Genomic DNA, 15,290 nt, shown 5'->3' on the forward strand with positions numbered 1-15,290 from the left:
TCAACTTTTGTAATCTTCATTTAACGAATTAAATAAACTTGAAATGGCGAAGTGAATACACTACAATTTGTAGTGTATTGTGGTGAGGGGGAGGATCATGGATATCAATAACTTTAAATACGATGAGGTAGGGCTAAATCGCTTCTTTGGACCCCTAGAAGCAAAAATCATGGAACTTCTCTGGGAAAATGAACGAAGCATAAAGGAAGTTCAACAGCGTTTGGATCAAGATAAACCAATCAATTTCAATACGGTGATGACCGTCATGAATCGGTTGGTGGGAAAAGGTGTCTTGAAAAAGAGAATACAAGGCAGGGTTTCATTGTTTCATCCTGTTCAATCCAAAGAAGACTTTATCAAAGAGCAGTCCAAAAAAATTACAGAGAATCTGCTTGATGAATTTGGTGGCGTCGTTATCAATCATATGCTAGATGCTATGGAAGAAGTTGACCAAACTTTGCTCGTTAAATTGGAACAAAAGATTAAACAACTTAAAGGGGATAAGTCGTGATGTGGTGGAAGAAACGGTCCCTTTTTGTCATAGGATTGAGTCTTTTGATTGCCGTTTTGATATGGAGCCAGATGGGGATGTACATCGCTCACCTTCTATTTGGAGTAAACCTTCACGTGAATGTATTTAAGTTTTGTATTAGTTTGTTTAAGGAATATTCATTTTATTATTTTTTGGTTACGATAATATTGAATGTATTAATCGCCTATACGATCTTAATCACGCTGATTAAGATTATTGAACAATGTATGTTGTTGAAAAGGTTTAAAAAAGTGATTTTCGCTCAACAAAATCTAGGATTAACCAGCGCCTTAAATCGAAAATATGAGCGTCAACAGCAAGATATTATCGTCATTGATCATAAGGAGTCGCTCGCATTTACTTTTGGTTTTAGAAGACCTAGAATCGTTCTTTCTAGTGGTTTAATCGAGATATTGGATCGCGATGAACTGGAAGCTGTTGTGGAACATGAAACTTTTCACCAAAAGAATGATGATTCCTTGAAGATTTTTATTCTACAGCTAATTTCTCAATCTATTTGGTTTATTCCCCTAACTAAATGGTCTTATCAGAATTATAAAATCATCAGTGAACTATTGGCTGATGAATATGCCATCCAGAGAATGGGTTCTGAATTAGGCTTGAGCAGTGCGTTGTTTAAGTTAATTAAAAATTATTTCAAAGGAAACTCTACCCCGGTCTTGGTTCATTTTTCGGATGAATCGGTCAACTATAGATTACAGCAATTAGTAGAACCTAAGAAGGCCATCCCGGTAAGGCTTAAAACGACCTCGATGGTCATTTCGATTTATGTATTGCTTCTATTAATGGGGATGATATTCGTGACGATTACGTAATAGTGTAATTGTCACTACGTTTTTTACCTATTTACACTACGTAATGTAGTGTGGAAGTTATGGAAGATAAATTTGGATTACAATTGTCGGGAAAGCCCCTTTGAGAGATCACATGCAAAATGATAGAAAAGCATATACCATATAAAACGGGAGGTTATACAATGGCTAATAAAAAATCGAATAAGACAACGTACAAGAAACAAAAGCAAACTTCGTCATTTATCTTTTGGGTAATTGGCTTGATCGCTGTTTGTATCATCGGTTTGATCTTCTTATCTAACGGAAAAAGTGAAACAGCAGCCTTCGACTATACTGACCAGCCTGTATTAGGGGATACATCTGCTCCTGTTCAAATTGTCCAATTTGGAGACTATAAATGTCCGGTCTGTAAGAATTTTGAGGGAAATTTCTTTCCTCACATTCAAGAGAATTTGATCGACACTGGAAAAGCTCAATTTTATTTCATGAATTTTTCATTTATCAATGTGGATTCAATCCGTTCGGCTAAATTTGCGGAGACGGTTTATAAAGAATTAGGAAATGAAGCCTTCTGGAAATTCCATAAGCTACTATACAGTAAACAACCCGATGATCCAAAGTATGAAAAAATAGATGTGTTTACTGATAAATTCTTAGAAGAAACATTGGCAGAAATCGTCGATGATTCTGATGTAACGAAAGTAGTTCATGCATTTAAAGCGAACTCTTCAGAAAAAAACTGGAAAAAAGATATGTCCACTGCGAATAGGTTGAACGTAACTGGAACGCCTTCCATTTTTGTTAACGGGGAAAAGTTTACAGGGAACACGTTTGAGGACTTAGAACAAATGGTTGATGAAGCTGCAAAGGAGAAATAATCCATGAATAAACCACTACTATTTTCCTGGATTATTTCCATCATTGCGACAATAGGGAGTCTTTTCTTTAGTGAATATCTTCATTTTATCCCTTGCACGCTTTGCTGGTATCAAAGAATTCTCATGTATCCATTGGTGTTTTTTTTAGGAAGGGCTTTTTATGAAGGAAATAGTAAAATTTATGCTTATATACTGCCTCTATCTATTTTGGGGATGCTCGTTTCTGGTTATCATTACAGTCTTCAAAAAATCCCGGCACTTCAACAGTTCGAAATGTGTACGAGCGGTGTTCCATGTTCAGGAGAATATATTAACTGGCTAGGGTTTATCACAATCCCTTTACTAGCTTTTGTTGCTTTCTTATTTATTACTTTTAGTATGGTGATACTTGCTCGTATGAATAAAAATGATTAAGTTGTCGTCTATCGGTATGGAATACTGATAGACGCTTTTTTACATATATGAAGTAGGGTGTTGGTGATTGCCCCTAATTTTGAATGGTTTTAATCAAGGCAGATCTAAGTAGGCATCATTACTTGCTAGGACTTTTAGCTAAAGCATTAATGAATCTTGTGTTTACCCAGAAATATGATAAACGAAAATGATACTAAAAAATTCAATATGTTTAGATCTGTCTCTACTTCCGACGTGGTAATAATTTCATACATAGGGCGCATGTTTAATGTAGAATTCCGGGATAAAAAAAGAAGATAGATAAATATACCTATATTAATTATGAAAATAAAAGCTTAACACCTAAAAAAAACACAAATTCTTCTAAAAAAACTCTCTTTAAAAATAAACTAATAATTCGTAATATTAGTTTATGAAAACGTTTTCGGTAAGGGTGGCAAACAAGTAATATCAATAAAATAGGGGGGAAGCACATGAAACATGTCAAAAAGGTGGGGATTTTCATCGATTCTATTTTTGAGAAACTCGCCCTTACATCTCTGATTGCCTTAGTACTAGTCGTTACGACTCAAGTGATGACTAGAAAGTTATTTAACTTTGTTTTCTTTTGGTCAGAAGAAGTGACCTTACTATTGCTTGGCTGGTTTGCTTTTATGGCGATTGCGATAGGATTTCGAGAGCACATCCATTTAGGGATTGATTCTTTTACTAATCTTTTTCCAAAAATCTTTAACAAAGTATTAGATAAAATTATTAGTATCTCTATTTTTACTTTTGGATTGTACCTTGTCGTTCAAGGTTGGGATTTTACTGTATTGATGATGGAATCAACTCTTCCAGCAACGAAACTGCCAAGCGGTATTACTTATGTTGCAATGCCGATTACGGGTATTATGATATGCGGTTATTCCCTACTACACTTGTTCAATCAAGACACAACAAGATATAAAGATCTGGAGGAGGGAATGTAATTTGGATACGAATACGATTGCAGTCATCATTTTACTTTCAAGCTTTGTTCTATTAATATTACTTCGCTTTCCCATTGCACTAACATTGGTTGCCTCATCATTGATAACAGTTATTTATTTAGGTATTCCAATGCCGATTATTGGACAGCAAATGGTTCAGGGATTAAATTCTTTTTCACTACTTGCTATCCCATTTTTTATCTTGACGGGACAAATAATGAGTGCAGGGGGACTTGCTACTCGCATTGTAAATCTCGCAGGCTTGATGGTTGGCCGGATTCGTGGCGGTTTGGCCATGGTAAACAGTGTTGCTTCGTTATTTTTCGGTAATATCTCAGGTTCTGCAGTGGCGGATGTTTCTTCTGTGGGTTCTGTTATGATTCCAATGATGAAAAAGAAAGGCTATGAAGCGGATTATGCAGTAGGTGTAACGATAGCATCAGCTATTCAAGGGGTAGTAGTACCCCCGAGTCATAATCTAGTATTATATTCTTTAGCGGCTGGTGGGGTATCAATTGCTAGTTTATTTATGGCTGGTATAGTACCAGGTGCGATTATGTTGATTGCCCTTATGATCACCGCTTATATTATTGCAAGGAAACGAGGGTATGAAAAATCAGACCTTATACCAAGATCACAATGGGGTGGAATTCTTTTACACGGTTTTCTTTCATTAAGCCCTGCAGTCATTATATTGGGTGGAATTATGAGTGGTTGGTTCACAGCAACTGAGTCTGGTGCACTAGCTTGTTTATATTCTTTTATTCTAGCATTCGTTGTTTATAGAGAAGCTCCGATATCTAGTATTTGGAATATTTTGAAACGTACTTTGAAAACGGTTTCTATGGTATTTTTCCTGATTGGAGCATCTGCTTCCTTCGGCTGGATTCTTGCCTACTTGCAAATTCCATCTATGGTAACTGATTTGTTCTTGAATTTTTCGGACAATCCAATTGTTATTTTATTAATCATTAATATCTTATTGCTACTTCTAGGTGCGCCAATGGATATGGCGCCAATGATTTTAATCATGACACCTATTCTTCTACCGGTTGTAACAAGCTTTGGAATGGATCCGGTTCACTTTGGGATTGTCCTTATCCTGAATGCAGGGATTGGATTATTGACACCTCCTGTAGGAACGGTCTTGTTTGTTGGCTGTGCGATTGGGAAAGTTTCCATCCAACAAGGAACGAAAGCCATGCTTCCATTTTTCTATGCATTATTAATCGTTCTGTTAATTATCACCTATATTCCTGAAGTGACATTATGGCTTCCGAGTTTAATAGTCAAATAACTTGGGACATAGGTGAAATTATAGATTTTTAAAAATTAAAGGGGTGTAATGAGAATGAAGAGAAAACATATTACAGGCTTATTAGCTACAGCTTTAATGGTTGGTGGATTACTTGCCGGCTGTAGTGGAAAAGAGGAAGCTGCTCCAGCAAGTGGCGATTCCAAACCAAAGAAAGCGGAGTTTACTTTTCGCTTAGCAGATAATCATCCGGTAGATTATCCGACAGTCATAGGGGATAAAAAGTTTGCCGAGTTAGTCAATGAAAGAACGGATGGCCGGATAAAAATTGAAGTTTTCCCTTCAGGGCAATTAGGTGATGAGAAATCAGTACTTGAACAAGTTCAGCTGGGAGCAATTGAGTTTACGAGAATTAACGCTAGTCCGCTGGCAGAGTTTAATGATGATATATCGGTTCTTGGACTTCCGTATGTATTTGATAGCGATGAGCATTTGTGGAATTTCCTAGAAAGTGAAAAAGGAACAGAATTGTTAGATGGCCTAGAAGCATCAAAAATGAAAGGACTAGCTTATTATAGTTCTGGTTCTCGTAGTTTTTATTCGACTAAGCCAGTTAAAAGTTTAGCAGACTTAAAGGGACAAAAGCTCCGTGTTCAACAAAGTAAAGTTAATATTGATCTAGTTTCAGCTCTTGGAGCAAGTGCTACTCCTATGCCATATGGCGAAGTTTTTAGTGGACTCCAAACAGGAATCATCGACGGTGCGGAAAACAACCTACCGAGTTTTGATTCTTCTAACCATTATCAAGAAGCAAAAAATATTATCTTGGACCACCATCAACGCACACCTGAAGTACTATTAATTAGTCAAACGGCATGGAATAAACTATCTGAAGAAGATCAAAAAATCGTTAAGCAGGCTGCGCTAGATTCTGTAACAACCCAAAAAGAAGAATGGGCGAAGTGGGAACAAAATTCTGAAAAGAAATTAAAAGATGCTGGTGTAACGTTTACAGAAGTAGAAGATCTTACTCCATGGAAAGAGGCGGTTAAACCTGCCATCGCTCAATATCATGACAAATATAAAGATTTATTAGATGCTATTGAGGCAGTAAAATAATTGAGTGAGTAATTAATTAATAAATTCCAGGTCAGACTTTGACCTGGGATTTATTCGTTTTATTCTATGATAATGTCAGAATCATGGAGTAAAGTGAAGAGGAAAGTTCTATTTGGAAGATTCGACTAGTCAAAACAAAACGAAATAGAATGAATGGTGACGCGCGGTAGAATGTCCGATTTTCTATAAGTTAGCAACACCTAAATACTTAAAAAAACACAAATTTTACTAAAAAAACCACATACAAGACTAGGGAAACTAGCCGTATAATGTTAAAAAAGCGCTTACAATAAAATGGTCTCGATATAAAAAACAGAAAATTATAAATATTATTAAGAGAATCGTCCTATTTTCAATTTAGTTACTATAATTATCTATCTACTCAGGACTAGTTGAAATGTAAATAAGGTGTAACAGCAAGACATCACTTAAGGAGGTGATCTTGTCTTTTAATACATAGCAGCGAAATTTTACATCCTGTTATTTTGTGAGCGTTTTACTAGAGAGAAATGAGGAGGAGAAGGTAAAATGGGTGAAGTCTCAAATCGTTTTAAAAAAGTTGCAAAAATTTCGTTTGCTTCGTTATTGACAGTCTCGCTTGCATTTCCGTATGCAGGGGTAGATCGTGCATCTGCTGCTAATAACGATGACAACAAAGCTGTGCCTAAACTCGATGCTCGTATCAAAAAAAACCTTAATATTAACGGGAAGGAATACAAAGATTTAAATGGAAACGGCAAACTAGACAAATATGAAAATTGGCAACTACCTGTTGAAGAACGGGTAAAAGATCTTGTATCACAGATGACGCTTGAGGAAAAAGCGGGGATGATGCTTATTTCCTCACACTATATGAACGAGAAGCCAGAAGGAGACAGCTTATTAAGTGAGGCGGACCAGTGGAGTGAAACCAATCGCTGGGCTCAACCAGGCGACTCTAATTATAAATTCGATAAACCGGTTCTCGATGCGTCAGGGACTACAAAGGGTATTCTTGAACGTAATCTTCGCTATTTCATTATCCGCCAAAACCCAAGTGCAGATGTTTTAGCAACATGGCTTAACCAAATACAAGAAGTAGCAGAAGGATCTAGGTTAGGTATCCCAGCCGTCATAACATCGAATCCACGGAATCATATCAACACGAATAAGACTTTTGGCATTAGTGAAACAGTTGGCGAATTTTCCGTTTGGCCGGGTGAATTAGGTCTTGCAGCAACGCGCGATGCGGATCTTGTAAAGGAATTCGCTCAAATCGCTGCTCAGGAATGGACAGCTTCCGGTATTCGAAAGGGCTACATGTATATGGCGGATGTCATCACAGATCCTCTATGGACAAGGACTGAAGGTACATTTGGAGAGCATCCCAAACTTGCTGCGGACATGATTACTGCCGTTGTTAAAGGATTTCAAGGGGATGAACTAGGTCCAAACAGTGTTTCATTAACAACGAAGCATTTCCCTGGTGGTGGGGCTCGCGAAGATGGGAAGGATCCTCATTATTTGTTTGGTCAGTACAACCCTTATCCGACTGAAGGTAGTCTACTTAAATATCATATCCCGGCTTTCAAGGCTGCGATTGAAGCTGGAACAACGTCTATCATGCCATACTATGCATATCCTAGCAATGAACATAGTGCACCTCAATTAGACGGAGGATTTGAAGAAGTTGGATTCGCGTATAACAAAGCAATCATTCAAGGACTATTGCGTGACAAGCTCGGCTTCAAAGGTTACGTTAACACAGATACTGGTATTACTACCTCTATGCCTTGGGGTGTCGAAGATTTAACGAAGGAACAAAGATATGCAAAAGCATTAGAGGCAGGGGTTAATATTTTTTCTGGAGAAGCCGACCCGACTTATCTAATCAATGCAGTTAATGACAAATTGGTTAAAGAAGAGAGACTTGATGTGTCAGTAACATTCTTATTGACAGAAATGATGCAATTAGGACTGTTCGAAGACCCATATGTAGACCCAGAGAATGCTCTTAAAGTTGCAACTAATCCAACATCGCAGGAAAAGGCTGATGAAGCGCATCGTAAGTCAATCGTTCTATTGCGCAATGATGAAAATCTATTGCCATTGAATGATAAAAAGATTAAGGATGTTAAGCTTTATATCGAAGTTTTCTCTAAAGGAAATGATGAAAAGAATACTAAGGGATTAATTGAAACTATTCAAAATTATGATAAATCTATTACCATCACGAATAAACTTGAGGAAGCAACACATGCTTTTGTTTGGGTTCGTCCTAGTACACCCGAAGCCAGCAATCCCAAGTTGAATATCGGAGCTGAAAATGGAATCGAAGATGTGAATAGAATTAATGAAATTCAAGATACTGTTCCGACTATTCTTGCGTTAAACATGACGAATCCATGGCTGATTGATAATGTGGAAGGAAAAGCGGCAGCGGTAATAAGCACTTTTGGAGTGAAGGCTGAGGCGATAGTAGATGTTATTCGTGGAGAATTCAGTCCTACGGGGAAACTTCCGTTCACGATACCTGCTAATCAGAAAGCAGTTGACAATAACAAAGGTGATGTACCAGGCTATGACGAAGATCCTTCTTATGTTTATCGTAATAAAGATGGTGTAGCATACGCTTACGATTTCGGCTTGTCATATAAAAATGAGGCAGGACCAAAACCCGAGAAAGTAGCATTTGCGGATATCACAAATCACTGGGCAAAAGCGGATATTGAATTATTAGCTACAAAAGGAATCATCAAAGGGAAAACAAAGGACATGTTTGCACCAGAACAAAACATTACTCGAGCTGAGTTTACAGTATTACTCGCACGTGCTCTTGGTTTAACGAAAGATGACAAAGGAGTAAACTTTAGTGATGTAAACCAAAATAATTGGTTTGCAAAAGAAGTACAGGCAGCGGTGAGTGCAGGATTGATTAATGGATACCCTGATGGCACATTCCGCCCTAATACGAACATCACTCGTGAACAAATGGCTGCACTAATCGGTCGTGCCTATAATATTGTAGAGAAAAAAGAAGAGACTATTTTAACTGATCAAGTATTGGCGAAGTTTAAAGATCGTCAGTTGATTGGTGATTGGTCAAAAGAAGATGTAGCATTGGCAGTTCAACTTGGAATCATCCAAGGAACACAAGCAAAAGAAATCCAACCAAAGAAACCAGCAACCCGTGCTCAAACAGCTGTCATGTTAAAACGATTTTTACTTAAAGTTAATATATTAACAAAAACAAAATAAAGATTGAAAAGAAGATATTAATAGGATGGGCAAATCCCCTTTTAAGCTTTTTAGCGAAGAAGGGGATTTTAATTTGATATCGTGGAAAACTAACAAACTTAATTAGACTTATTTACGGAATGATCGAATTGTAAATGAAAAGCTTCGAATGAAGACGAAGATGTACTAATTTAGTGAAGAAAAGATAACAATATTAATTTAATATAATCTGTTTTGAACCTGGGAATATTAGGATGGGAAAGAGCGTTTCCAAGCATAATGTGAATTGTACACGTATAGTGATAGGTTGAATTCACTTGTGCATGAAAAAGTTCCTAAAGAAATCGTGATACAATTGATGAAGTACATGCATAGCGAATAAATCAACTTGATAATCATGTCTATTTACCAGTTTGGTCATATCGGTTAAAATTAGATTTGAAAACGGCAACAAATAATTAAGTGGTGGGAAGGATAAAAAATGAAGAAGCGTTGGAGAAATTTTTCTATTTTTTTCAGAAAATTCATTCTGTTAAGAAATCAGTCACTTTTGACGAAGCTCTGGGTATTGTCTAGTATACTAGTGATTTTTCCTGTTCTTTCAGTTGGAATTATTTCGTACAAGCTTTCTTCTGATAAGCTAGAAGAGGAGTTTAGAGAATCAAGCCAACAAATCATTGAGCAGGTAGAGTCACATATTGAGTATTATTTACAAGATTTTGAGATTGCCAGCTTAAAAATTATTAGCTCTCCTCATTTTGCTCACTTTTTGAAACTAGAAACAGAGAACATTGGAAATAATCAAGAGTTTACAGAGGCTACACGAACTATCTTAAAGGCTGCAGAATATTCCAGAGCGGATATATCAAATATTACCGTCATTTTAGATAACGATCAAGTCATCGATACGCTTGGGTTAGAAAACTACTATCCTGCTACCAAGATTAAAGATGAGTATTGGTATTCATCGGTACCGAGAAATGGGATGATCATGTTAGTAAGCAGAACGTTAAAATTAAAAAATAATAATGAGCAGCCTGTGATATCACTCGCAAGGCGCTTATACAATCCGAAGACTTTAGAGCCAGTAGGAATGTTGATTATTGACATTAATTTCAGGAGGATTGAAGAAATAGCTAATAAGGTTACTATAAGCAAGAACGGCTATTTTTTTATTTTAGATGCAAAAGGGCATTATGTATACCACTCCGATTATTCTAAACTAGGAAAAAAGGTTGAATTTGATCAATTGTCTAACTTGAAAACGGAAGAAGATGGATATGGTTTATTAGATAATGATCAACAGGATTTTTTTACATATTCTCTATCACAAAATCTTGGATGGAGATTTTTCACAGCAGTTCCGTATGGGGATTTAACGGAAAGTATTATTCAAATAGGAAAAACCATCACCTGGACTATATTCATCGCACTTTTCTTTGCTTATCTCATAGGATTCGGATTTGCAGATAGCATGATTCGTCCAATACGACGTCTTCAACATTTTATGAAGGAAGTTGAAACTGGGAATCTCAATGGTAGGGTGAAAGTGGAATCTACTGATGAAATTGGACAATTGACAATGGGCTTTAATAATACGGTTGAAAAACTATCCAATCTACTGGAGGAAATATATATTTCTAAGTTGAAAGAAACGGAGATGAATCTCAAACAAAAAGATATTGAATTAAGAATGTTGCAGTCACAAATTAACCCGCATTTTTTATATAATTCACTTGAAACAATTAGAGGAATGGCATTGGAAGAGAATCAGGAGGACATTGCCTGTATGTCTTCTTCACTCGGAAAGCTCTTAAGATATAATCTTAAAAATAGCTCACTTACCGTAAGTCTAGGAGAAGAGATTAAGTTTTGTGAGATGTATCTGCAAATTCAAAAGTTTCGTTTTGAAGACCGTTTTGAGTATATGTTTGATATTCCAGAATGGGCAATGGATCTTAAGGTTGTGAAGTTTTCGATGCAGCCTTTAGTAGAAAATTGTTTTAAGCACGGTTTTGATCAGACAATGAGAAAAATGAAGATCATACTATCTGTGGTTAAAATTTCAGAATTTTCAATCGTTATTCGTATTTTAGATACTGGTGCTGGAATTCAGGAAGATATTCTAAACGAAATTACGAAAAAAATTGAACAAACAACAACAGTCAGTAACGGAATAAATATTGGAATATTAAATGTTCACCAACGGATTTCTTACTTGTTTGGCTCTGAATATGGGATTACGATTCAAAGCACACAAGGCGTTGAAACAGCAGTAGATATGCATTTGCCAATCAGGAAAGCATATGAGGAGGGGGAGCAAGAATGAAAAATATCTTGTTGGTTGACGATGAGAGATGGGTTCGTACCGCACTGAAGTGGACGATAAATAAGTTGAATCTCCCAATACATGTTGACCATGAATGCCAAAACGGGTTGGAAGCTCTTGATTGGATCAAACAAAATAATGTAGATCTAGTAATAACCGATATTCGTATGCCGATCATGGATGGACTTACATTTATTAAGCAAGTACGGGATTTAGATTTGAATGTGGATATTATCGTTATTAGTGTTCACGATGAATTTCAGTTTGTACAAGATGCTATGCGGAAAGGGGTGACCGATTATTTGTTAAAACCGATTGATGATGAAGATTTAAAAAAATGTTTAGGAAACTGGTTAAAAAAAGGAATGGAAATTCAGATAGATAGCAGGAATGTCGAAGAATCCTTTCCTCTTTCAACAATAGATAAAGTTCTTCAGTATATCCAGGAAACTCCACTTGGAGAAATCAACTTAAAGGAAGCTGCTAAAAAAGTGCATGTCAATCCGAGTTATCTAAGTCAATTATTTAAACAACAAGTAAAACGAAATTTTGTTGATTATTTGACGGAACTTCGAATGGAAGAGGCTAAAAAGATTCTGAAGACGAGCACCTTGCGAATATCTGAGATTGCCGAACGCTTAGGCTATTCTGATATAGCGTATTTCAGTAATACTTTCAAACGAATGACGAGTTTCTCTCCATCTGAGTTTAGAAAGGTTAAAGACGAGTAAATGGATGATTGTTGGAAATATCATAAGTAGCCATAGGTGATCTCAAAAAGCCAAGAGGTTATATGAAAAACATGGAATAAAGAAGTAAAAAGGATGATGGCTGTTGAAGGCGGGATTTGATATTACTTGAAGGGAAGTGAATGTTTCACGACGTACATTCTTTTGCATATAAAAACCAATTCTCTTTTTTACTTTTTAGAATTGGTTAATGGATCACTTTGATATTTTTGTATGGAAGTCATCTAATCATCCTTACTTTTGTGTGGTATTTGCGTGGTGTGTTGCTTTTAGTTTAATAATTACCTTCTCCGCATTAATTCTTGTGATTTCACGTACCATTCCAAGCCAAATTTTAATGATTCTATAAATTTTTTCATATATATTATCCCCTTTCATATTTATAGTATGTTTCCCTTTTGGATGTACAATTATCTTCTCCACATTAAATCATGTGATTTCGCGTACATATCCAATCCAACCTTAAACGATTTTAAAAGCTTTTTCATATGTGTCATCTCCTCTCTAACTTATACTATTATTATCGGACATAAGCTATATTTTAACAATGTCATTGAAATCGGTAACAACGATGAAGAAAACGGAAACAAAGGTAATGAAAACGGGGCCATTTATGTTTTTCTTAATATTTCGCAGTTTTTCTCGAGTTTTCAATAGATATTAATAAATAGAAGAGGTTGATATCAACAGGAGTTGAACAAGTATGAAAGGGAGAAATCTAAAAGGGCCTGTCCCTTTCGTTATCGGACAGACCCTTTCATCAATATTATTTAAATAAATTAATCGTCGTAATAATGATCGGCATGGCAAATACATCAATAAGAAAGGCTCCTACAATTGGAACGACGAGGTATGCTTTCCGTGAAGGCCCAAAGCGCTCTGTCACTGCAGCCATATTAGCCATTGCATTTGGTGTAGCTCCAAGGCCATGACCTGTAAAACCAGCTACCATTACTGCAGCGTCATAGTTTTTGCCAAGCAACCGGAACAAAATGAAGATACCGAACAGGACGATAAATGCAACTTGTACAAACACAATCACTAACATTGGAAGCGCCAGATCAGCTACTTCCCATAATTTTATACTCATGAGTGCCATGGACAGGAAGATACCAAGTGTCACATCACCAATTAGGTTAATGCTTTTCATGTCAATTGCTTTCGGATTGAGTTTATCCACGATATTGCGGACGATGACTGCCACAAACATGGACCCTACATAACCAGGAAGGACAAAGCCAGTTGCTGTCGAGAACAGCTCCCCTAAATACGTCCCTAACGCCATACAGAATGTAATTAGTAAAACTTGGATGAAGAAGGTATTTGTCGTAATCGCTTGATCCTTTTCTTCAACATTGGTTACCTCTTCTTCTGTTTCAGTGGGTTTAAGATCGTATTTTGAAATTAAATATTTAACAGTCGGACCGCCAACTAAACCACCGGCTATAAGACCAAAGGTGGCTGCAGCGATTCCGATGGACAACGCTGAATTAATTCCCATATCTTCAAGGGTTTGGCCAAATGCTCCTGCTGCTCCATGTCCACCTTCCATGGAAACGGCCCCTGCCATCATTCCAATCAATGGATGAATGTCGAACAACGAAGCCAAGGAGACACCGATCGCATTTTGTGCTAAGGCCAAGAATCCGCAGGCAAGCCAATAAATGACGAGTAGCTTGCCTCCTAATTTAATGAGTTTAAAGCTTGCGCCTAAGCCAACAGTTGTGAAGAATGTGATCATGAAGAGACTTTGTAGTGAGGTATCTAATGTAATTTCTAAAAGACCCGTTGCCTTTAGGATCGTTGCAATGATTGCAAACAAAAGCCCTCCAACAACAGGAGCTGGAATACAAAATTTTTGTAGAAAACCAGCTTTTTTTACAATGACTGTTCCTAATACTAATAATGCCACTGCCAAAAATATCGTCGTTACTTGATCAAGTGCTAATGTCATTGTTGTTTCCTCCTAAAAATGCCATTATGGCTTCATTTACCAAATAAGCACCTAACTTAACTGTTCTGCCGTTTTCATCTACAGACGGATTTACTTCACAAATATCGAAGGAGAGAGTTTTTTTATGAGATGCAACTGTGCGGATAAGGGTTCGGACAATCATTGGTGTTAAGCCAAAAGGCGACGGAGCACTGACTCCAGGGGCAAAGGCTGCATTTAAGACATCTGTGCAAAGTGTGAACATAACATGGTCATGCTTATCTATGAATTCGTTTAATTCAGAAATTATGACATCTACATGTCCTTCATGCATATCTTCTTCGTACATATAGCGAGTGCCGAGCTCGTCCGCCTTATCAAATAATTCCTGTGTGTTACCGAAACGCTGGATACCAAGCACCAAATAATAGCTATTTTTGTCATGTTCTAATATTTGCCTGAACATTGTACCTGATGATGGCTGATCTTCATATGAGCGCAGATCGAAATGAGCATCAATATTGATGATTCCAAGTGAAGCATCTTTTCCTATATGTTTTCGGACCCCTAAATAATGTCCATATAATGTTTCGTGTCCTCCACCTAAAATAATTGGCGTCACCGATTTTGACAAGATGTCAGAGATTGTATTACCAAATGATTCTTGGGCTTCTTCAAGCTCTTCGTTTTGACATATAATATTCCCGACATCAACAATACGATTACCATCCTGCAGTTTCCAAGGGATATTCGCAAGCGCCTTCCTTATGGCGTTCGGAGCTTTTGCTGCACCTAATCTTCCTTGGTTACGTCTAACTCCTTCCTCACATTCAAACCCGATTAATGCACAAGCGTTATCGAGGGAAGTTTTTAATTTATCCAAATCAATCAATTCGACAATTTGATGGTAGCGAAAACTGCTTCTTCTTTCTGTATGATCAGTTCGGCCAGTCCATAAATTAGCAGAAACATTTTTTTTCATTCTTCTCATCCTTTCTGAAACTTCTGATATAAGTTCTGTTTTTTGATTATATAATGACATACTTATTATTTCTAATATATAATTTAAATGAATTGAT

The 15,290-nt window shown here is 36.8% G+C and carries 12 protein-coding genes; 10 read left to right on the top strand and 2 right to left on the bottom strand.

The features are described from left to right. Positions 1-97: 97 nt before the first annotated feature. From AC625_RS04135 to AC625_RS04180, 10 genes are all read left to right on the top strand, one after another. Complete coding sequence (locus tag AC625_RS04135) at positions 98-511, top strand: BlaI/MecI/CopY family transcriptional regulator (RefSeq protein WP_049680127.1); 414 nt, start codon at positions 98-100, stop codon at positions 509-511. Next, the gene (locus AC625_RS04140; protein WP_049680128.1) at positions 511-1,368 is read left to right on the top strand and encodes a M56 family metallopeptidase; all 858 of its coding nucleotides are present in this window, start codon (positions 511-513) and stop codon (positions 1,366-1,368) included. Before AC625_RS04135 ends, AC625_RS04140 begins: the two co-directional genes overlap by 1 nt. 161 nt (positions 1,369-1,529) lie before the next feature. Next, complete coding sequence (locus AC625_RS04145; protein WP_049680129.1) at positions 1,530-2,225, top strand: DsbA family protein; 696 nt, start codon at positions 1,530-1,532, stop codon at positions 2,223-2,225. Positions 2,226-2,228: 3 nt separating this feature from the next. Then, the gene (locus AC625_RS04150; protein WP_049680130.1) at positions 2,229-2,639 is read left to right on the top strand and encodes a disulfide oxidoreductase; all 411 of its coding nucleotides are present in this window, start codon (positions 2,229-2,231) and stop codon (positions 2,637-2,639) included. Between the two features lie 473 nt (positions 2,640-3,112). Further along, positions 3,113-3,610 carry a TRAP transporter small permease gene (locus AC625_RS04155; protein ID WP_049680131.1) on the top strand — a complete coding sequence of 166 codons (498 nt, stop codon included), beginning with the start codon at positions 3,113-3,115 and terminating at the stop codon, positions 3,608-3,610. Between the two features lies 1 nt (position 3,611). Next, positions 3,612-4,907: a TRAP transporter large permease gene (locus tag AC625_RS04160; protein ID WP_049680132.1), complete on the top strand. Its 1,296-nt coding sequence runs from the start codon at positions 3,612-3,614 to the stop codon at positions 4,905-4,907. 54 nt (positions 4,908-4,961) lie between these two features. Continuing rightward, positions 4,962-5,984 carry a TRAP transporter substrate-binding protein gene (locus tag AC625_RS04165; RefSeq protein ID WP_245644933.1) on the top strand — a complete coding sequence of 341 codons (1,023 nt, stop codon included), beginning with the start codon at positions 4,962-4,964 and terminating at the stop codon, positions 5,982-5,984. Between the two features lie 528 nt (positions 5,985-6,512). Beyond that, positions 6,513-9,221 (top strand): S-layer homology domain-containing protein, encoded by a 2,709-nt coding sequence (locus AC625_RS04170; protein ID WP_053178006.1) that lies wholly within the window; start codon positions 6,513-6,515, stop codon positions 9,219-9,221. A 460-nt stretch (positions 9,222-9,681) separates the two neighbouring features. Next, complete coding sequence (locus AC625_RS04175) at positions 9,682-11,529, top strand: sensor histidine kinase (RefSeq protein WP_049680134.1); 1,848 nt, start codon at positions 9,682-9,684, stop codon at positions 11,527-11,529. Then, positions 11,526-12,260: a response regulator transcription factor gene (locus AC625_RS04180; RefSeq protein WP_049680135.1), complete on the top strand. Its 735-nt coding sequence runs from the start codon at positions 11,526-11,528 to the stop codon at positions 12,258-12,260. The genes AC625_RS04175 and AC625_RS04180 overlap by 4 nt, the downstream gene beginning before the upstream one ends. A 784-nt stretch (positions 12,261-13,044) precedes the next feature. Here AC625_RS04180 and gltS read toward each other — a convergent pair. Together gltS and hutG are read right to left on the bottom strand one after the other, a co-directional pair. Next, positions 13,045-14,232, bottom strand: coding sequence for a sodium/glutamate symporter (gltS, locus tag AC625_RS04190; protein ID WP_049680137.1), 1,188 nt, complete (start codon positions 14,230-14,232; stop codon positions 13,045-13,047). Further along, entirely contained in the window at positions 14,216-15,202 is a 987-nt protein-coding gene (gene hutG / locus AC625_RS04195) for a formimidoylglutamase (RefSeq protein WP_049683588.1), read from the bottom strand. Before hutG ends, gltS begins: the two co-directional genes overlap by 17 nt. Between the last annotated feature and the right edge of the window lie 88 nt (positions 15,203-15,290).

Origin of the sequence: Peribacillus loiseleuriae, from assembly GCF_001183985.1 — a bacterium.
In the GTDB taxonomy this organism is placed as follows: Bacteria; Bacillota; Bacilli; order Bacillales; family DSM-1321; genus Peribacillus; species Peribacillus loiseleuriae.